This is a genomic window from Gordonia polyisoprenivorans (genome assembly GCF_017654315.1).
GTDB lineage: Bacteria > Actinomycetota > Actinomycetes > Mycobacteriales > Mycobacteriaceae > Gordonia > Gordonia polyisoprenivorans_A.
This window is the reverse complement of the sequence record NZ_CP072203.1, coordinates 2,540,519-2,558,887: the sequence shown is the minus strand read 5'-3', so window position 1 is coordinate 2,558,887 and position 18,369 is coordinate 2,540,519. Positions and strand designations below refer to the sequence as shown.

Sequence of the window (18,369 nt, the reverse complement as noted above, 5' to 3'; positions counted from 1 at the left end):
TCTCCGATTTCCACTTGAGCGACTGATTCTTAATGCACGCGCAACAATCGGCAACGTACGGTGGGCACATGCGCAACGGTGACGTCTCCTACTGGCACTCCACCACCGGACCGTCGGTCCCGCGTCCGCCGTTGCCGGGCGATCGCGACGCGGACATCGCGATCGTCGGCGGCGGACTCACCGGCCTGTGGTCGGCGTACTACCTCGCCGAGCGACTACCCGACGCGCGCATCGTCGTCCTCGAGCGCGAGTTCTGTGGGTTCGGCGCCAGCGGCCGCAACGGTGGCTGGCTCTCGGCCGAGGTCGCGGGCAATCGTCGCACCTATGCGGCGATCGCCGAGTCTCGAGGGCGCGACGGTCTCGACGCCAATCGCCGTCTCACCGCGACCATGCGGTCCGGCGTCGACGAGGTCCTCGACCGCATCACCAGCGAGTCCATCGAGTGCGACGCGGTGAAGTCGGGGGTCCTGCACATCGCGCGTTGTGCGGCACAGGACGCCCGACTACGCGCCGAGATCGAGCACGAGGAGCATCTCGGTGGTCGATGGGAGTATCTCGACGACGTCGCCCTCGCCGAGCGGATCACCATTGCCGGCGCACGATCGGCGATGTACTCGTCCCAGTGCGCCCGGGTGAACCCGGCGAAGCTGACCCACGGGGTCGCCGAGGCGGTGGCCCGCCGGGGCGTACAGATCTTCGAGGGCACCACCGTCACCGGCATCAGTCCGCGCCGGGTCGACACCGATCGCGGTGTGGTGCGGGCGGAATCGATCCTGGTCTGCCTCGAGGGCTTCACCGCCACCATGGCCGATACGCACCGCACGCTGCTACCGATGAATTCATCGATGATCGTCACCGAGCCACTCGACGACGAGAACTGGGAGCGCATCGGATGGGGCGGGTGCGAGCTGCTGGGCGAGACCGCTCACGCCTACACGTACTCGCAGCGCACCGCCGACGGCCGGATTGCCCTGGGCGGGCGCGGCGTTCCCTATCGATTCGGTTCCGGCATCGATGATCGCGGCCGGACCCAGGAGCGGACGACAGCATCCCTGGTGACCGCATTGCACGAGATGTTCCCGGCCACCGCGGACACCCCGATCGCCCACACCTGGTGTGGGGTGCTGGGGGTGAGTCGGGACTGGTCGGCATCCATACGCTACGACCCGACCACCGGAATCGGTTCTGCCAGCGGCTATGTGGGGTCAGGTCTGACCACCACCAACGTGGCCGGGCGAACGCTGTGCGACCTCGTCGCCGGCGACCGCACCGATCTCACCGACCTACCATGGGTCGGGCACCGCACCCGCAACTGGGAACCAGAACCGCTTCGTTGGCTCGGCGTGGCGACGATGTACGCCGCCTACCGCACGGCCGATCGACGTGAACTGGCCGATGGCTCATCGCGGACGAATGCCATCGCACGGCTGGCCGACCGGGTGTCGGGTCGGTCCTGAACTCCGACACCCGGTGCGAATCAGTAGATTTCGAGGATACCGACTTTCAATCGGCGATCAGTACGCCGCGCCCGGCGCGAACTCCTCGAGCACCTCGGTCACGAGCGCAGCGATCGGTGATCGTTCGCTGCGGGTCAGCGTGATGTGCGCGAAAAGCGGGTGCCCCTTGAGCTTTTCGATGACTGCCGCCACACCGTCGTGTCGTCCGACGCGCAGGTTGTCGCGCTGCGCGACGTCGTGGGTGAGCACCACCCGCGACCCCGACCCCAGGCGCGAGAGCACGGTCAGCAAGACGTTGCGCTCCAGCGACTGCGCCTCGTCGACGATCACGAACGAGTCATGCAGTGACCGACCGCGGATGTGGGTGAGTGGCAAGACCTCCAGCATTCCGCGGGCCAGCACCTCTTCGATGACTTCTTGCGAGGCAAGGCCTTCCAGCGTGTCGAACACCGCCTGCGCCCACGGACCCATCTTCTCGTCGGCGCCGCCGGGCAGGTAACCGAGCTGCTGTCCGCCGACCGCGTAGAGCGGACGGAAGACGACCACCTTGCGCTGGGTCCGGCGTTCGAGGACGGCCTCCAGTCCGGCGCACAAGGCCAACGCCGACTTGCCGGTTCCGGCCTTGCCGCCCAGCGACACGATGCCGACACTGTCGTCGAGCAGCAGATCGAGCGCCACACGCTGTTCGGCGGAGCGCCCGTGCAGACCGAAGGCCTCACGATCACCGCGCACCAACTGCACCTGCTTGGCGTCGTTCACCCGGCCCAGCGCACTCGCCGAGCCCTGACCGATCAGCCGAACCCCGGTGTGGCACGGCAGTTCCCGGGCTGCGTCGATGTCCACGACGCCGTCGGCGAAGAGGGTGTCGATGGCGGGCTGGTCGACGTCGAGTTCGGCCATCCCCGACCATCCGGAGACCACGACATCCTGGGCGTGGTACTCGTCGGCGGCCAGGCCCACCGCGCCGGCCTTCACCCGCAGCGGCGTGTCCTTGGAGACCAGGGTGACGTTCTTACCCTCGGCCCGCAGGTTGAGTGCACACGCGAGAATCCGTGAATCGTTTGTCTCCGTACGGAATCCGGCAGGCAGCACGGCCGGATCGGTGTGATTGAGTTCCACCTGTAACGTGCCGCCCTCGTCCCCGATGGGGAACGGCATGTCGAGTCGACCGTATTCCAGCCGCAGATCGTCGAGGAGCCGCAAGGCCTCACGTGCGAACCAGCCGAGCTCGTGGTGGTGACGTTTGCCCTCGAGTTCGCCGATGACCACCAGCGGAAGAACCACATGGTGTTCGGCGAAACGGGTGACCGCCCAGGGATCTGAGAGCAGGACGGAGGTGTCAAGGACGTAGGTGCGTGTGGTCACGTGGGCTCCTACATTTGTGCGGCGCCCGCACAAACCAGTTCAAGTCGACCGGCTGGGTCTCGGTCCGCTTCGGCTTAGCCGAAGTGGACGGGGACCGGGGCCGGCCCCCTCGCGCTGCTCTTGCAAACCACGAATGAGAACCTCCCGGACGAACCGCTTCCCCGCGGCCCGTCACTCGTCAACGTACGCGGTGTGGCGCGTGGCGGCGCGCCGGAGAAGGTGTGTCGGCGTGAATTTCGCGTAAACGCACGTATCGTTTGAGCGAAGTGACGATGGCGTCGCCACCGGGAGAAAAGCCGTGCTCAATCGGCACGTCCGGAACTGTTCTCACCGCCGGTGGGTGGGGCCCGGGAACGGGCCGGACCCGCCCGCGACGCGAGACCACAGCACCTGCTCATGCACACACTCCCGGCACCCACGCGATCGCGTGGGTGCCGGGAGTGTGGTGAGTCGGCGGTCTATCGGCCGGCGAGCGCCTGGATGCGCTGCCGTGCGGCCTGGGCGTCGTCGCCGAGTTCCTGCAAGCTCTCGAGCTTGAGGCCGTCGGCGATGGCGGCAGCGATCGCCGTGTGCGTCTCGCCGCCCTCGTAGTCGGCGATCAGCGCGCGCTCCGCGTCGAAGTCGTCAATGTCGAATCCGATGGGCTCGGTGGTCAGTCGGGCCAGTGCCTCGTCGACGGCGATCACGGTGGCGTCCTGATCGGCGACGAGTCCGGCACCGAGGAAGTTGGTGAAGGTCCGGGCCTGCAGTTCGTCGTCACCGACGATCTTGGTGAGGATCGTCTGGTAGACGTCATCGGTCACCGCGGTCGCCAGACGCTTGACGTAGTGCACGCACTGGTACTCGTGCACCGCCATCAATGCCAGGACATCGAGCGGGCCGAGATCCCGAACGAGCTCGGGACGCTGGCGGTACCCCTTGGTGACGTGCTCGCGACGACGCTCCTCGGCATCCACCGGGTCGATCGCGCGCCGCACCACGAGGTAGTCACGCAACACGATGGCGTGCCGGTTGTCCTCGGCGGTCCACACCCCGACGAGCTGACGCCAGTCGGAGAACGCCGGGAAGTGCTTGGCGAGCACCCGGTGATAGGACGGCAGGTTGTCCTTCGTCAGCAGCAGCGCGAGGGTGCCGGCGCGCGCCTCGTCGGACAGCGTCGCCTGAGACGGATCCCAGTCGTCGCCACCGAGGAATGCGAAGTTGCGGCCGTCGTCCCACGGCACCCAGTCGTGCGGGTTCCAGGGCGTGGCCGCCGCGGCGTGATCCTCGGCGATCTCCGGAAGCGCCTTCTCGAGCGCAATGATCAGGTCGTCTTCGGTGAGTGCGTTCATCGCGTAAGAGGATACGGATGCGTAACCATCGGGGGCAATCCGGACATCCCCCGCGGGGCGCGCCGCCGCCGCGACGCCGATCAGATGCGGCTCATCAGCCCCCACGACTCGAGACCGTCGTAGAGGGGGAAATCCAGCGCGAGACGCGACACGCGTGCCCGCAACGCCGAGGTGTCGGCGCCGGTCCCGGCGGCCAGCGCGGTCGCGATGATGTCGGCGACCTCGGTGAACTGCTCGTCACCGAACCCGCGGGTGGCCAGCGCGGGGGTTCCGATCCGCAGTCCGGAGGTCACCATCGGCGGGCGCGGATCGAAGGGCACCGCGTTGCGGTTCACGGTGATGCCGACCTCGTGCAGCAGATCCTCGGCCTGCTGTCCATCGAGCGGGCTGTTGCGCAGGTCGACGAGCACCAGGTGCACGTCGGTGCCGCCGGTGAGCACCGAGACACCGGCCTTGGCGACGTCGGCGCCGGTGAGCCGGTCGGCGAGGATCTTCGCGCCGGACAGGGTGCGACGCTGCCGCTCGGCGAACTCTTCGGTGCCGGCGATCTTCAATGCGACGGCCTTACCGGCGATGACGTGCATGAGCGGACCACCCTGCTGACCGGGGAACACCGCCGAGTTGAGCTTCTTGGCCCATTCCTGCTTGGCGAGGATGATGCCCGAGCGCGGTCCGCCGAGGGTCTTGTGGACCGTCGAGGACACGACGTCGGAGGCGGGTACCGGGTTGGGGTGCAGCCCGGCGGCCACCAGACCGGCGAAGTGGGCCATGTCGGTCCACAGGTAGGCGCCGACCTCGTCGGCGATCGAGCGGAATGCATCGAAGTCGAGGGTGCGGGGATAAGCCGACCACCCGGCGACGATCACCTTCGGGCGGGTGTCGAGGGCGATCTTGCGCACCTCGTCCATGTCGATGCGGAAGTCCTCTTTGCTCACGCCGTAGAAGGCGTTCTCGTAGAGCTTGCCGGAGAAGTTCAGTCGCATCCCGTGGGTCAGGTGCCCGCCGTGTGCGAGGTCGAGACCGAGCATCGTCTCACCCGGGTTCATCAACGCCATCAGCACCGCGGCGTTGGCCTGCGCGCCCGAATGTGGCTGCACATTGGCGAAGTCGGCGCCGAAGAGCGCCTTGGCCCGGTCACGCGCGATGTCCTCGACGACGTCGACGTACTCGCAGCCGCCGTAGTAGCGCCGACCCGGATATCCCTCGGCGTACTTGTTCGTCAGGACGCTGCCCTGCGCCTGCAGAACCGCGCGCGGGACGAAGTTCTCCGACGCGATCATCTCGAGGGTGTCGCGCTGCCGGCTCAGCTCACCGTTCATCGCGGCGGCGACGTCGGGGTCGACGTCGACCAGCGACATCGCGTTCACCGACGTCGAGTTCACGGACTGTGCGGACGAGGCGTTCTCGGTCATGCCCGCAAGTCTATGGGCCCGGCGCCCGCGGACCGAATCCTCCCCGGACCATCCGCTGCGGACCTCCGGGGCGAGGTCAGGCGGTCTCGCCGAGTTCGGCTCGCAACGACGCCGGGATCAATGGCTCGTCGAGCAGCCGCCCGAAGCGCGCGGCACGATCGGCACCGCCGATACCGGGGGCATCGGAGTCGAGCCACCGCTGCAGCAGGCGATAGCCCTCGACGTAGGTGGAGATGTAGGCACGCCACAACGGGGAGGTGAGAAAGCGCAGCATCTGCCGCGCCCGTTCGGGTGGCGCGAGGAGCCAGCGCTGCAAGAATTCGGCGACGGTGTCGGCGTCGCGGTGCTGATCGTGCAGCATCAGGGCGGCGTCCTGGCGCACGCCGAGCAGCCCGGCGGTCGCCCGACCCACCTGTTGTGCGTGCTGCCCGTCGAACCGCAGGCCGAGATCGGCGTAGATCTCCTGCGCCCACACACCCCACTCGGGCCCGACGATCGCGTGCAGGGCGTGGTCGGCCAAACCCTCGGCCATGAGGCATTGCGGGGTGTTCACGAGAAAGATCGTCTGCTCCTGCTGTCCCCCGCCGACGAGTCGCTGCTCCTTGCGGCAGTGTTCGGTGTGATGACCCGGATAGGCCTCGTGGGCGATCAGGTGCGGCAGATTCGACATGTGTTGTGTCAGATCGATGTTGATCGCCACCCGGGAGCGATAGTCGCCGAGGTAGTAGTTGAATCCCGACCACGGCTTGTCGGTGACCACCTCGAAGTCGACGATCTCGGAGTCGGGCAGCGGATAGGTGGAGCGCACCCGCTCACGCAGTGCGCCGCTGAAGGCACGTACGCACTCGTCGACCCGTTCCGGCGGAATCTCGTCGGTACGCCGATGGCGGGCATAAGCCGCTGCCAGCGCCTCTCCCGAACTTCCCGGAACACCCAGGGCCGCAGCGAGTTCGGCGTGGGCTGCCCGGTAGATTGCCGGGTCCTCCGGCTCGATGTCGACGTCGAAGTAGGCGCGTACCTCGTCGACGAAGCCGATGTCGTCGCCGGCGAACTTGCGGGCCGAACACTCCAGCGCGCGCAGGTGGGCGCCGACGAACGCGGCGCGGTCCGGATCGAGGTCGCCGGGTAGGTCGGCGAGCAGTCCCCGTGCGACATCGGCGAGTTCGGCGGGTTGCGGTGCCGGCGCATTGCCCACCGCGGCACGCAGGTTCGGGTCGCCGGTGTAGGCGTCGACGAATCCCTCCTCGATGCGATCGAAGGCCAGCCCGAGCCGGAGGTATGCGGTGACCACGTCGGACGAGGAGGTACTCGCCTGGGCAGGAGACATAGTCGGACACGCTACCCACCACCTCACGCATCGGCCACGCCATCATGTCGCGTTCGTCCCGATAGGGCTCCGGCGCGACCGATTCGGCGGTGCTTATAGGGTGGGTGGCATGTCGAGCACCCCTGCAGCGACCGTCACGGGTGCGGTGCTGCGCTGATGGCACGCCACTCCAGTGATCGCGATCCAAGTCTGTACATGGAACTCGACCGCAAACAGTGGCGTGAACTGCGTGAATCGATGCCGATGGTGTTGACCTCGGACGAACTCGATCAGCTCGTCGGCCTCGGTGAACAGATCGACCTGACCGAGGTCGCCGAGGTCTACCTGCCGTTGTCGCGACTCATCCATCTGCAGGTGGCCGCGCGGCAACGTCTGTTCGCCGCGACCTCGACCTTCCTCGGCGATCGTCACGGAGCAAAGCAGGTGCCGTTCGTGATCGGTATCGCGGGCAGTGTCGCCGTGGGCAAGTCGACGACCGCACGTGTGCTCGCGGCGCTACTCGCCCGCTGGGAGTCGCATCCGAAGGTCGATCTGGTCACCACCGACGGCTTCTTGCTGCCGACCGCGGAGCTGGAACGTCGGGCCATCATGCACCGCAAGGGTTTTCCCGAGTCGTATGACCGTCGGGCGCTGTTGCGCTTTGTCACCGAGGTGAAATCGGGCGCCCGGGAGGTCACCGCGCCGGTCTATTCACACCTCACCTACGACATCGTTCCCGATGTCCGCCACTACATCCGCCAGCCCGACATCCTGATCCTGGAGGGGCTCAACGTCTTACAGACCGGGCCCACCCTGATGGTGTCGGACCTGTTCGACTTCTCGATCTACGTCGACGCCAAGACCGACGACATCGAGAAATGGTATATCTCGAGGTTCCTGCAGATGCGGTCGACATCGTTCGCCGACCCCAATTCGCACTTCCACCACTACGCGTCGTTGACCGACGATCAGGCGATGATCGCCGCGCGCGACATCTGGACCTCCATCAACCTGCCCAACCTGCGCGAGAACATCCTGCCCACCCGCCCCCGAGCGAGCCTGGTGCTCCGCAAGGACGCCGACCACTCGATCAATCGGGTTCGCCTGCGCAAGTTGTGAACCCGCGGGTACGGGAGACGCGCCCTAGTGAGCCCAGGGCGGAGTGATCGTCTCCCCGGAGTCGGTGACCGCGGTCAGGCCGGCCGGCGCGGTGACCCACACCGCCGCCTCCGCCGATCCCGGGTTGTCCAGCCGCACCCGCGACCCGGCCGGTACATGGACAACCGACCCCACCGCCAAGGTGTGCCGCCGACCATCGAGCTCGCACTCCGGCTCCCCGGCCAGTACGAGAAAGATCTCCTCACGGTCCACCCGATGCGCCGTGCCGTATTGCTCCGGTTCCAGAACCGTTCGCCACGCGCATAATTCGGCGCTACCGCGCGACGGCGCCACAAAGGACTCGAACCGCGCACCGTGCATTCCGTGAACCACCGGCCCTACGACGACAGACATGACCACCACTCCTTATCAGACAGTTAAACTGTCTTTATAAGACAGCTAGACTGTCCACATGTCAACCCCGGGTCCCCCGATGGCCGATCTCCCGTTCTTGTTGATGCGCGCACAGGCGGCGGTCACCGAACACATCAACTCCCGGATCGTGGCCCACGGACACCCGGGCCTGCGCCCGGTGCACGGGCTGGTGTTCGCCCGGATCGCCCCCGCCGGGGCGACGGTCAACGACATCGCCGCGCACCTGGGGGTCACCAAGCAATCGGCCGCCGCGATCGTGGAAACGCTCGAGGATCAGGGCTATGTCACACGCGGACCACATCCGACCGATCGGCGGGCACGGCTGGTCGAACTCACCCAACGCGGCCGGGCGGTGACCCGGCTGGCCGCGCAGAGCGCCGCCGACGTCGCCGCCGACCTCGAGCGTGACATCGGGCACGACGCGATGGCGACGGTCGTCGGCGCCTTGCAGCGGCTCGGCGCGGACGCCACTCCCCGGCCTCTGTGGTGACCTGTGTCGGCGTGAGCTCAGGAACGCGGCGCGCGCTCATCGAGACCGGCCGGATAGCCTCCGGTGAGGGCAATCCGGTTCCAGACATTGATCATGGCGATCGATGCGAGCACCTGACCGAAGGCCTCGTCACCGAACACCGAACGCACCCGCTCGTAGACCTCGTCGGGCACCCCGTCGTCACCGATCCGTGTGACATACTCGGTCAATTCCAGTGCCGCTCTGGTCTTCTCGTCGAACATCGAAAGACATTCGCGCCACACCGCGACCATCCCGAGGGTGATCGGATCCATGCCGAGACCGAGCGCATCGGAGAGATGCATGTGCAGACAGTACGCACACCCGTTGAGCTGCGAGGCGCGGATCTTGACGAGTTCCAACAGTTCTCGATCGAGCCCGTCGGCCGATGCGCGCTGAAGGGCGACGAGCGCCTTGTAGACACCGGGGTTGGCCGTCGGTAGCCAATAGCGCACGCCGTCGGGCGCTGCCGCGCTCATCGCGTTACCTGCTCACCGCGACCGGCCAGCCATTTCTCGACGGTCGTGGCGGCCTGCACGAACTCACCGCGCGGTAGCAACCCGTTCGTCCGAAACGCCGCACCCCCGATCCGCACCGGGACCACCCATCGTGGGGAATGATCCTGACGAGCAACATCTTTCGCCAGATCGGCGAGATCGATCACCTCCGGCCCGGCCACCTCGACATCGCCGCGCGCGGGTTCGAGCGCCGCATCGGCCACGGCGTCGGCGGCGTCGGCGGCCGCCAAGGGCCGACACCTCATGCGCGGTACCACCGCCACCGGCCCCAGACTCGTGCGCGCGAGCAGTTGCTCGGCGAGTTCGAACCATTGCGCCGAGTGCACCACCCTGAGCACGTCGGGCCCGAGCAGCTCGCGGTAGACCCGCTCCTGCTCACCCTTGCCCCGGTAGTAGCCGAACTTCGCGTTGACCGCCGGATCAGCGGCATTGATGATCGACAGGCAGACCACCCGGCCCACGCCGGCAGTGACCGCGCCCTCGGCGATCCGCCGTGCGGCCGTGCCGAAGAAGTCGACGGCGACCTTGGCACGAGTGGTCGTGACATTGACGCAGTCGACGACGACGTCGGCACCCGCGCATGCCCGGGCCACCCCGGTGCCGGTGTACACATCGACACCGGCCGACCTCTGCGCGGCGACCACCTCGATCCCTCTGTTCTGCAACGTTTCGCCCAGGCGGCGTCCGATCTCTCCGCTCGCCCCGAACACGACTGTTCGCATCCCCTGCCTCCTCCGGTTCTCTCATCTCGAGTGTCGTATCACCTACGGTAGGGAGTAATTGCACCGGAAAAGAGGTCCAATCCGATGGCCGAAAAGAAGGTCAATTCAAGCGAGGGCGACCCGTGGGAGCGTGTGGCGGCACGCTTGGGCGCCGACCTGTTCCTCGATCTCCAGCCGGACCCGTCGACGACGGCACGGGGACGCGGAGCCCGACGGCGCCGCGCTCTCGCCGACGCCCTGCGCGACGCCATCTCCGATGGCCGGCTACCCCCGGGAACCATGGTGCCTCCGTATCGGTCGCTGGCCGCCGATCTCGGACTCGCCCGCGGCACGGTGGCCGCCGTGTACGCCGAACTCGTTGCCGAGGGCCGCCTCACCGCGCGTCAGGGCTCGGGCACCCGGGTCGCCGGCGGGATACATCCACAGCCGGCCGGTCTGGCGCCACCGACGGTCACCCTGCCCGCCGCGGACCACGATTTCGCTCTCGGGCAACCGAATCCGTCGCTGTTTCCCCGGTCGGCATGGGCCGCCTCGACACGACGTGCGCTGAGCGGGGCCGCCGATTCCGTCTTCGCGCCATCGGCACCCAACGGCAGCGTGGCGCTGCGCACCGAACTGGCCGCCTACCTCGCCCGCGCCCGCGGCGTCCGGACCAGCCCGGACTGCATCGTGTTGACCACCTCGGTCAGCGGATCGCTGGACCTCTTGGCGCGCAACGTGTTCGGGAGAAAAGTGGCGGTCGAAAGCCACGGCCTGCCGTTCCACCGGGAGGTCATCGCCCGGCGCGGTATCACCACCTCGCCGCTACCCGTCGATGCCCGGGGTGCCGACGTGTCGCGTCTGGCCGACGCCGGCGCCGACGCCGTCGTGCTGACGCCGAGTCATCAGTATCCGTTCGGCGTGGCGCTGGCACCGGATCGGCGCGCCGAGGTCGTCGAGTGGGCCGCGCGTACCGACGCGGTGATCGTCGAAGACGACTACGACGGCGAGTTGCGCTACGACCGTGACCCGGTGGGAGCGCTGCAGGGTCTCGCGCCCGACTCGGTGATCCACACCGGATCGGTGAGCAAGAGTCTCTCGCCGGCGGTACGCATCGGCTGGCTCGTCCTGCCGCCGCGGCTGGTGTCGGCGGTCATGTGGGCCAAAGGGGTTCGCGAGCCGGACGCCTCGATCGTCGATCAGCTCGTCCTCGCCGACATGATCGCGGCCGGCACCTACGACACCCACATCCGGCGCAGCCGTCAGTTCTATCGCGCCCGACGCGATCACCTCATCGCCCGACTCGCCGCCGATGGGATCGAGGTGTCCGGGATCGCGGCCGGTCTGCACGCGGTGATCCCGCTGCCGGTCGACGTCGAGCACCGACTCCTGCGAGACTGTCATGCACGGGGTTTCGCCTTCGGCGGCCTCGACGCCATGCGCCACCCCGACGCCGATCCGCCCGTCGACGAGAACGGCGTCGCTCAGGGCGGGCTGGTCGTCGGATTCGCAAGTCCGGCCAACTCGACCTTCGTCCGCGACGTCGACGCCCTCGCCACGCTGATCACCGAGTACCGCTGACCGACGAAGGGCCCGGAGTTACTTACCGAATCGTCGATTCCGGGCCGCGTAGTCGCGTAGCGCGCGCAGGAAGTCCACCCGCCGGAACTCCGGCCAGTACGCGTCGGTGAACCAGATTTCGGAGTACGCGCTCTGCCACAGCAGGAATCCGGAGAGCCGCTGCTCTCCGGACGTACGGATCACCAGATCCGGATCGGGCTGACCCTTGGTGTAAAGGTTGCGGTCGATGGCCTCCACGGTGACCGCGTCGATCATCTGCTCGGGCGTCCCGCCGTCGGCTTTGCACTCCGCGAGCAGCGCGCGCACGGCGTCGACGATCTCCTGGCGCCCGCCGTAACCGACGGCGACGTTGACGTTCATGCCATTGCGGCCCCGGGTGCGTTCGGAGGCACTGCGCAGCCGTTGCGCCACCTCCTCCGGCAGCTGATCGAGCGTGCCCACGATGCGCACCTGCCAGTCGCCGGCCGGCGCCTCGGGGTCGGCGTCGTCGGCCGGCCGCGAGATCTCGTCGACGATGTCGGGCACGATCTCCATCAGCGCGTCGAGTTCCTCGGATTCGCGCTGCAGATTCTCCGTCGACAGCAGGTAGATGGTCACCGTCTCGATCCCCAGCTCGGCACACCACCCGAGCATGTCGGCGATACGCCGGGCGCCGACCCGATGACCGTGGCTGACGTCCTCGAAACCGGCTTCGCGGGCCCAACGCCGATTGCCGTCGCAGATGATCGCAACGTGGCACGGAAGTCGGGTGGTGTCCATCAGCTGGACCAGACGTCGCTCGTACACGGTGAGCATCGGGCCGCGCAGGCGATCGGGAAGCAGTTTCATCGCGACCCAGATTAGCCGCGCACGGTCGAGGGCGTGTGCGGTCGTCGGTCTCCCGACGAACGGGAGGTGATCGCCACACGATCCCGCACAGCAGCTAACTTACGGTACCGTAGGTTCCTGTGATGACCGTACTGACGACACCGGTGGCCGATCGCCCGAGGTTGCGGGGCGTGATCCATCAGTACGCGGCCTTCGTGGCCGCGGCCTGCGGCATTGCCGTGGTGATCGGCGCGGCACTCCTGCGCGGCGCGGCCGCGTCCACGGCGTGCGCGGTCTATGCGATCACCATCGTCGGCCTGTTCGGCGTGTCGGCGACCTATCACCGGGTGCACTGGAAGACCGTCCGCGCGCAGATCCGCATGAAGCGCGCCGACCACTCGATGATCTTCCTGTTCATCGCCGGCACGTACACGCCGTTCTGTGTGGTCGCCCTGCCGTCCCCGCTGCGGTGGTGGGTGCTCGGGATCGTCTGGATCGGCGCGGTCGCCGGAGTGGTGCTCAAGATCGTCTGGCCGGCGGCACCACGCTGGCTCGGCGTGGCGCTCTATGTGCTGCTCGGTTGGGTGATCGTCGCCGTCGCCCCGAGCCTGGTGACCCACGCGGGCGTCGCGGTCATGGTGCTCCTCGCCCTCGGCGGGGTCTTCTACACCGTCGGCGGAGTCCTCTACGCGCTGCGGCGCCCCAACCCGTGGCCGGCGACCTTCGGTCACCACGAGGTCTTCCACGTGTGCACCGCGATCGCGGCACTGCTGCACTACATCGCGGTGTGGTTGGTGCTGGCCTGACACGCCCCACCGTGCCGGACCCCCACCAACCACATCCCCGAGTTCGTCAGCCCCGGGCCGTCACCGACCGATCGAGCGCAGGTATTTCGCCAGCGCCACCGTGGTCGCCGGATTCCGCGGGCCCTCGACGAGTGCGGCGTACGGGAACGAGATGAAATGCCGCTCCCGCACGGCGGTGGTGTTGGCCATCAGCGGCTGTGATTCGAGTTGGCGGATCTTGGCGTCGACCGTGTTCTGCTCTCCGGCACCGTAATCGACGATGACGATGACGTCGGGGTTGCGCTGCGCTGCGGCCTCCCACGACGTGGTGGTCCAGGAGTCGTTGAGATCGCCGAATACGTTGGTGCCGCCGGCCTCGTCGATGATCTGATCCGGAGCTGCGTTGCGCCCGGAGGTGAACGGGCTCGGGTCGGCGCTGTCGAAGAGGAACACCTTGGCCCGGGAGCCGGCCTGCGGGGCTCCGCGCCCGGCCTCGACGACCTGCGACTTGTACTGCGACACCAGGTCACCGGCGCGGCGTTGCACGCCGAAGATCTCACCGAGATTGCTCATGTCGGCATAGAGCGCATCGAAGGGCCGCATGATGCCGCGCGCGGTGCTGCCGGCCTGCCGGCACGCCTCGGTCAGCTGGTACGGGACCGCACCGATCGTGCGGATCCAGTCCGGGGTGACTCCTGTGGACTCCTTGAATCCGTAGTTCCATCCGGCGAACACGAAGTCGGGCTGTGCGGCCGCGATGACCTCTCGGGTGAAGGCGTCGCCGAGGTTCTTGGTCGTCGCGAAGTCCGACTTCCACGGCGAGGACGCGATGTCACGTTCCTTGCCCGCGTAGGTCGTGTAGCCGACCATCCGATCGGCGAGACCGAGGGCGAACATGAACTCGGTGATGCCGGTGTCGTTGGTGAGCACGCGGGCCGGTACGCCGGGAACCGTCAGTGGCGCACCACAGTTGGCGACGGTCACCGAGGCCCCGGCGGACGTCTGTGACGGCGACGCCACATCGGCGCCGCATCCGGCGAGTGCCAGCAGCGCCGCGCAGACCAGCGCGAGCAGTGGGAGTCTTCTCATGGTTGCCTTTCATCGAAGAGGATCTGGGGGACGTCGAGTCGGGGATGCCGGACGATGTGGGCGTCGATGTCGAACCAGGCGCGCAGATTCGCGGGGACGAGCACCTGCTCGGGAGTGCCGGTCCCGACGACGCGACCGTCGACGAGGGCGAGCAGCGTGTCGCAGAACTGGGCGGCGATGTTCAGATCGTGCAGCGCCGCGACCACGGTGACGCCGGAGTCCCGGGCTGCGGCCAGCACCGAGAACTGGTGTCGCACATCGAGATGGTTGGTCGGCTCGTCGAGCACCATCACCCGCGGCTGCTGGGCGAGTACCCGCGCGATCAGCACCCGTTGCGCCTCACCCCCGGACAGCGAGGTGAAGACGCGGTCGGCGAGATGGCCGACTCCGGCGACACCCATGGCCTCCTCGACCGCCGCGGCGTCCCTCGCCCGGGATGTCCGCGCGATCGACCGATGCGGGAACCGACCGCTGGCGATCACCTCGGCTGCGGTGAAATCGAAGTCCAGCGTGGAACTCTGGGTGAGCGCGGCGACCTGACGGGCGTTGTCGCGCATCGAGATCGCGGTGACGTCGACGCCGTCGACCTCGACGTGGCCGACGGTGGGGCGCTGGGCGCGATACAGACAACGCAGCAGTGTCGATTTCCCGCTGCCGTTGGGTCCGATCACGCCGAGAAAACTCCCCGGCGCGGCGGTGAAGGTCACCTCACGCAGCAGCGTCACCGAACCGATGTCGACGCCGACCCCGTGATACCCCGCTGTGGTCATGTTCCCGACCTCCGGTGGCCGTCAACCCGTTTCATCGATCGACCACGCTGCGCCGGCGGTGCATGAGGATCAGGAACATCGGCACCCCGACGGCGGCGGTGATCGCGCCCAGCGGCAGTTCCTGCGGCGGCACGGCGGTTCGGGCGACGAGATCTGCCGCGACGAGGAACACCGCGCCGATCAGCGGAGCGATCACCACGAGTCGGCGATGGTCGGCGCCGACGAGTAACCGCGCGACGTGGGGAACGACGAGCCCGACGAAGCCGATCGCCCCGCACACCGACACCATCACGCCGGTCATCAACGCCGACAACGCGAATGCCATGACGCGGAACCGCGACGCCGACAATCCGAGGGATGCGGCGACCTCGTCACCCATGGCGAGCGCATTGAGCGAGCGCGCCAGGCTCGCCACCGCGATCACCCCGCCGACGGTCACGACGCCCACGAGGACCGCCGAATACCAGCTGGCCGCGGCCAGACTGCCCAGGAGCCAGAACATCACGCTGCGCGCGGCGTCGCCGGTGGGTGCGAGAAACACCAGCACGGTGGTCAGCGCCGAGAAGCCGTAGCCCACCGCGGTGCCGGTCAACACGAGGCGTAACGGTGTCAATCCGCCTGCGCCGGAGGCCATCCCGAACACGATGAGGGTGGCGAGCAGAGCTCCGGCGAAGGCGGCGACCGGCATGGCGTAGAGCCCGATGCCCGACAGGACGCCGAAGAGCACCACGCTCGTGGCCCCCACCGATGCGCCGGACGAGATACCGAGGACGTAGGGGTCGGCGAGCGGGTTGCGCACCATCGCCTGCACGACCACTCCGACGACCGACAACCCGGCACCCACCACCGCTCCGGTGATCACGCGTGGTACCCGGGAATCGATGACGATCCAGTACGCGGCGGCGTCGTCGGCGGAGATCGGGCCGCCGGTCAGCGCGGCCCACACGAAGCGCGGCACGTCGGTACCACCGACGTCGGCGGTACCGAACGCCACACCGGCCCACGCGACCACGAACAGCGCGAGCACACCGAGCGCCGCGAACACGCCGACACGCGTCCAGGTCGGCGCGGCCGGGGTGGCCTGCGGAGAGGTGTGATCATCCACTGTGGCACGGTCTCTCGTCGGGCGGAAGACAGCCGCGCACGACAGATCGGCGCACCGGCCATATCCCGCGAGGCAAGTGTCGACCACGGTTGCCCATGGCCACGGCGGCAAGTCTTCGGACTTCGGACCCGGCACCGAGATGCCACCTACCCGCGGCCGCTTCCCGGACCGTGAAGTCCAGTGCGAGGAGCCGCTGTCGTTTCCGTCACCGCTGCGGGGCAGCTCTGGATTCTCACCAGATTCCCTTTTCACCGACCGGCCCGTGTGGCCCGGTCGGAACCGACGCGCGCTGAGCGTAGCAGGCATCTCGCCGAGGCGTCGCCCAGGTCTTCACTCCCGCATCACCGACTCGTGGCCGGTCGTCGTCCGTGACGACACCGTGCGGTGATCGCCTCGACGCATGCGCTCCCCCAACCACGCTCCGCTACGTGTCACCCCGGACAAGGTGCTGCGCGCCGGCACGACCCGCCGTCGATTCCTCACCTGGACCGCGCTGTCCGCCGGGCTGGCCACCGCCCCCACCCTGTTCGCCACCGACGCCGCCTCCGCTCCACGAGTCCGAGGTGCCGGCCACCCGTTCACCCTGGGAATCGCCTCCGGCGACCCGCTCCCCGACGCTGTCATCCTGTGGACCAGGCTGGCGACCGACCCCCTCGCACCCGGGGCGGGTATGGGCCGAGACACCCACGATGTCGGCTGGGAAGTGGCCCGCGACGAACGGATGCGGATCGTCGTGGCGCGCGGGGTGACCCGCGCCGGCCCGAACACCGGGCACAGCGTGCACGTCGACGTCCGCGGCCTGACGCCGGGTACCGACTACTTCTACCGATTCCGCGCGCTCGGTGAAGTCTCCGAGGTCGGCCGGACCCGCACCGCGCAACGCACCGGAACTCCCACCGGCGCAATGTCATTCGCCCTCGCCTCCTGTCAGGCCTGGGCCGACGGCCACTACCCGGCGTTCGGTGACATGGCCCGCGAGGCCCCCGACGTGGTGTTTCATCTGGGCGACTACATCTACGAGAAGCCGATCCCGATGGGCGGCGGTGCACGCGATACCGCGGTGGTGCCGGCGTCGGCGTATCGCGAATGCCGTGACCTCGACGACTACCGCGAACGCTATGCCCTGTACAAACTCGACCCGAACCTGCAAGCGGCGCATCGGATGAGCCCGTTCATCACGATCTTCGATGACCACGAGGTCGACAACAACTGGGCCGCCGACATTCCCGAGGACGACCAACCCCTACCGCAGTTCCTGCTCCGCCGGGCTGCGGGCATGCGCGCCTGGTGGGAGAACACCGCCGTTCGGCTCGCCCCGCCCGGGCGCGGATTTCGTGCCTATCGTCGCTTCACGTTCGGCGATCTTGCTCAGTTCAGCGTCCTCGACACGCGTACTCACCGCAGCGATCAGGTCAACGGCGACAACGACACCGGGCAGAACGCGGCCACCGCCGACCCGCACCGCACCATCACCGGCGCAGCCCAGGAGCGGTGGATTCTCGACGGTCTCGCCGCGTCCGGCAGCCGATGGAACGTCCTGGCCCACCAGACGACGATCGCCGACCTCGCGCGCGAGCGTGACGGGGTCCGCGCGGTGAGCATGGACGGATGGAGCGGGTACGAGGCGTCGCGGGCCCGTGTCCTCGAGGGCGCCCGCGAACGCCGAACCGCCAATCTCGTGTCGATCGTCGGCGACATCCACCGGAATGTGGTGTCGGAGTTGCGATCCATCTACACCCGACCTGCGCCCACGGTCGGTGTCGAGTTGGCGGGCACATCCATCAGCTCCGGCGGCGACGGTGCCGACAGTGACGAGTCCGATCGACAACTCAAGGCCGCCTCACCCCACGTACGATTCGGCAACGCCCAACGCGGATACGTCCTGAACACGATCACCCACGACCGGTGGGAGGCGCGGTTCCGGGTCTGCCCGACCGTCAGCACCGCCGACGCCCGGCTCCACACCCGCGCAGTGGTGACCATTCCGGCCGGACGCCCCGAGGTCGAGGTGCTCTGAGCAGACCATCAGAGCAACTGTGCCCGCACCACATCTGCTGTGCGCCGCGCGATTCCGCGCACAGCAGCACCGACTGGCACCGTC

17 protein-coding genes and 1 riboswitch are annotated in these 18,369 nt (G+C 68.0%); of the genes, 6 read left to right on the top strand and 11 right to left on the bottom strand.

Features of this window, described 5'->3' with window-relative positions:
• The first annotated feature begins 32 nt into the window (after nucleotides 1-32).
• Nucleotides 33-1,457 carry an NAD(P)/FAD-dependent oxidoreductase gene (locus J6U32_RS11520; RefSeq protein WP_208795560.1) on the top strand — a complete coding sequence of 475 codons (1,425 nt, stop codon included), beginning with the start codon at nucleotides 33-35 and terminating at the stop codon, nucleotides 1,455-1,457.
• A 57-nt stretch (nucleotides 1,458-1,514) separates the two neighbouring features.
• Here the strand turns inward: J6U32_RS11520 and J6U32_RS11515 are convergent, their stop codons facing one another.
• The 4 genes from J6U32_RS11515 to J6U32_RS11500 all read right to left on the bottom strand — a co-directional run bounded on the left by J6U32_RS11515 (nucleotide 1,515) and on the right by J6U32_RS11500 (nucleotide 6,892).
• Nucleotides 1,515-2,822, bottom strand: a complete 1,308-nt coding sequence (locus J6U32_RS11515; RefSeq protein WP_208795559.1) for a PhoH family protein — start codon at nucleotides 2,820-2,822, stop codon at nucleotides 1,515-1,517.
• A gap of 458 nt (nucleotides 2,823-3,280) precedes the next feature.
• A complete protein-coding gene (locus J6U32_RS11510; protein ID WP_208795558.1) occupies nucleotides 3,281-4,153 on the bottom strand; it encodes an acyl-ACP desaturase in 873 nt (290 codons plus the stop codon).
• Nucleotides 4,154-4,233: 80 nt separating this feature from the next.
• Nucleotides 4,234-5,565: a serine hydroxymethyltransferase gene (gene glyA / locus J6U32_RS11505; protein WP_276114560.1), complete on the bottom strand. Its 1,332-nt coding sequence runs from the start codon at nucleotides 5,563-5,565 to the stop codon at nucleotides 4,234-4,236.
• Nucleotides 5,566-5,641: 76 nt separating this feature from the next.
• Nucleotides 5,642-6,892 (bottom strand): DUF885 domain-containing protein, encoded by a 1,251-nt coding sequence (locus J6U32_RS11500; protein ID WP_208795557.1) that lies wholly within the window; start codon nucleotides 6,890-6,892, stop codon nucleotides 5,642-5,644.
• Between the two features lie 156 nt (nucleotides 6,893-7,048).
• Between J6U32_RS11500 and coaA the strand changes: the two genes are divergently transcribed.
• The gene (gene coaA, locus J6U32_RS11495) at nucleotides 7,049-7,990 is read left to right on the top strand and encodes a type I pantothenate kinase (protein ID WP_208795556.1); all 942 of its coding nucleotides are present in this window, start codon (nucleotides 7,049-7,051) and stop codon (nucleotides 7,988-7,990) included.
• A gap of 24 nt (nucleotides 7,991-8,014) precedes the next feature.
• Here coaA and J6U32_RS11490 read toward each other — a convergent pair whose 3' ends face one another.
• The gene (locus J6U32_RS11490; RefSeq protein ID WP_208795555.1) at nucleotides 8,015-8,383 is read right to left on the bottom strand and encodes a cupin domain-containing protein; all 369 of its coding nucleotides are present in this window, start codon (nucleotides 8,381-8,383) and stop codon (nucleotides 8,015-8,017) included.
• 58 nt (nucleotides 8,384-8,441) lie between these two features.
• On the opposite strand from J6U32_RS11490, the gene J6U32_RS11485 reads away from it, so the two are divergent.
• Nucleotides 8,442-8,894: a MarR family winged helix-turn-helix transcriptional regulator gene (locus J6U32_RS11485; RefSeq protein ID WP_208795554.1), complete on the top strand. Its 453-nt coding sequence runs from the start codon at nucleotides 8,442-8,444 to the stop codon at nucleotides 8,892-8,894.
• 17 nt (nucleotides 8,895-8,911) lie between these two features.
• Here the strand turns inward: J6U32_RS11485 and J6U32_RS11480 are convergent, their stop codons facing one another.
• Both J6U32_RS11480 and J6U32_RS11475 read right to left on the bottom strand, forming a co-directional pair.
• On the bottom strand, nucleotides 8,912-9,391 hold the full coding sequence (locus J6U32_RS11480) for a carboxymuconolactone decarboxylase family protein (protein WP_208795553.1): 480 nt from the start codon (nucleotides 9,389-9,391) through the stop codon (nucleotides 8,912-8,914).
• A complete protein-coding gene (locus tag J6U32_RS11475) occupies nucleotides 9,388-10,152 on the bottom strand; it encodes an SDR family oxidoreductase (protein ID WP_208795552.1) in 765 nt (254 codons plus the stop codon). The genes J6U32_RS11480 and J6U32_RS11475 overlap by 4 nt, the downstream gene beginning before the upstream one ends.
• 84 nt (nucleotides 10,153-10,236) lie before the next feature.
• Here J6U32_RS11475 and J6U32_RS11470 point away from each other — a divergent pair, with 84 nt between their 5' ends.
• Nucleotides 10,237-11,712 (top strand): PLP-dependent aminotransferase family protein, encoded by a 1,476-nt coding sequence (locus J6U32_RS11470; RefSeq protein WP_208795551.1) that lies wholly within the window; start codon nucleotides 10,237-10,239, stop codon nucleotides 11,710-11,712.
• 18 nt (nucleotides 11,713-11,730) lie between these two features.
• On the opposite strand, the gene J6U32_RS11465 is transcribed toward J6U32_RS11470, so the two are convergent.
• On the bottom strand, nucleotides 11,731-12,540 hold the full coding sequence (locus J6U32_RS11465) for an isoprenyl transferase (RefSeq protein ID WP_208795550.1): 810 nt from the start codon (nucleotides 12,538-12,540) through the stop codon (nucleotides 11,731-11,733).
• Between the two features lie 122 nt (nucleotides 12,541-12,662).
• On the opposite strand from J6U32_RS11465, the gene trhA reads away from it, so the two are divergent.
• The gene (trhA, locus tag J6U32_RS11460) at nucleotides 12,663-13,325 is read left to right on the top strand and encodes a PAQR family membrane homeostasis protein TrhA (RefSeq protein WP_208795549.1); all 663 of its coding nucleotides are present in this window, start codon (nucleotides 12,663-12,665) and stop codon (nucleotides 13,323-13,325) included.
• A 60-nt stretch (nucleotides 13,326-13,385) separates the two neighbouring features.
• On the opposite strand, the gene J6U32_RS11455 is transcribed toward trhA, so the two are convergent.
• The 3 genes from J6U32_RS11455 to J6U32_RS11445 are packed head-to-tail and all read right to left on the bottom strand — an operon-like array spanning nucleotide 13,386 to nucleotide 16,268.
• Nucleotides 13,386-14,393, bottom strand: a complete 1,008-nt coding sequence (locus J6U32_RS11455) for an ABC transporter substrate-binding protein (protein ID WP_208795548.1) — start codon at nucleotides 14,391-14,393, stop codon at nucleotides 13,386-13,388.
• Nucleotides 14,390-15,163, bottom strand: coding sequence for an ABC transporter ATP-binding protein (locus J6U32_RS11450; RefSeq protein WP_208795547.1), 774 nt, complete (start codon nucleotides 15,161-15,163; stop codon nucleotides 14,390-14,392). The genes J6U32_RS11455 and J6U32_RS11450 overlap by 4 nt, the downstream gene beginning before the upstream one ends.
• A gap of 31 nt (nucleotides 15,164-15,194) precedes the next feature.
• Complete coding sequence (locus J6U32_RS11445) at nucleotides 15,195-16,268, bottom strand: FecCD family ABC transporter permease (protein WP_208795546.1); 1,074 nt, start codon at nucleotides 16,266-16,268, stop codon at nucleotides 15,195-15,197.
• An 89-nt stretch (nucleotides 16,269-16,357) separates the two neighbouring features.
• A riboswitch (cobalamin riboswitch) is annotated at nucleotides 16,358-16,567 on the bottom strand.
• Nucleotides 16,568-16,668: 101 nt separating this feature from the next.
• Here J6U32_RS11445 and J6U32_RS11440 point away from each other — a divergent pair.
• Nucleotides 16,669-18,285 (top strand): alkaline phosphatase D family protein, encoded by a 1,617-nt coding sequence (locus J6U32_RS11440; RefSeq protein ID WP_208795545.1) that lies wholly within the window; start codon nucleotides 16,669-16,671, stop codon nucleotides 18,283-18,285.
• Nucleotides 18,286-18,369: the final 84 nt, after the last annotated feature.

Coding starts and splice junctions, on each gene's coding strand:
- J6U32_RS11490 (WP_208795555.1), bottom strand. CDS start 8,383: ATGTCTGTCGTCGTAGGGCCGGTGGTTCACGGAATGCACGGTGCGCGG.
- J6U32_RS11465 (WP_208795550.1), bottom strand. CDS start 12,540: ATGAAACTGCTTCCCGATCGCCTGCGCGGCCCGATGCTCACCGTGTAC.
- coaA (WP_208795556.1), top strand. CDS start 7,049: ATGGCACGCCACTCCAGTGATCGCGATCCAAGTCTGTACATGGAACTC.
- glyA (WP_276114560.1), bottom strand. CDS start 5,565: ATGACCGAGAACGCCTCGTCCGCACAGTCCGTGAACTCGACGTCGGTG.
- J6U32_RS11485 (WP_208795554.1), top strand. CDS start 8,442: ATGTCAACCCCGGGTCCCCCGATGGCCGATCTCCCGTTCTTGTTGATG.
- J6U32_RS11450 (WP_208795547.1), bottom strand. CDS start 15,163: ATGACCACAGCGGGGTATCACGGGGTCGGCGTCGACATCGGTTCGGTG.
- J6U32_RS11475 (WP_208795552.1), bottom strand. CDS start 10,152: ATGCGAACAGTCGTGTTCGGGGCGAGCGGAGAGATCGGACGCCGCCTG.
- J6U32_RS11520 (WP_208795560.1), top strand. CDS start 33: ATGCACGCGCAACAATCGGCAACGTACGGTGGGCACATGCGCAACGGT.
- J6U32_RS11500 (WP_208795557.1), bottom strand. CDS start 6,892: ATGTCTCCTGCCCAGGCGAGTACCTCCTCGTCCGACGTGGTCACCGCA.
- trhA (WP_208795549.1), top strand. CDS start 12,663: ATGACCGTACTGACGACACCGGTGGCCGATCGCCCGAGGTTGCGGGGC.
- J6U32_RS11440 (WP_208795545.1), top strand. CDS start 16,669: ATGCGCTCCCCCAACCACGCTCCGCTACGTGTCACCCCGGACAAGGTG.
- J6U32_RS11480 (WP_208795553.1), bottom strand. CDS start 9,391: ATGAGCGCGGCAGCGCCCGACGGCGTGCGCTATTGGCTACCGACGGCC.
- J6U32_RS11470 (WP_208795551.1), top strand. CDS start 10,237: ATGGCCGAAAAGAAGGTCAATTCAAGCGAGGGCGACCCGTGGGAGCGT.
- J6U32_RS11455 (WP_208795548.1), bottom strand. CDS start 14,393: ATGAGAAGACTCCCACTGCTCGCGCTGGTCTGCGCGGCGCTGCTGGCA.
- J6U32_RS11510 (WP_208795558.1), bottom strand. CDS start 4,153: ATGAACGCACTCACCGAAGACGACCTGATCATTGCGCTCGAGAAGGCG.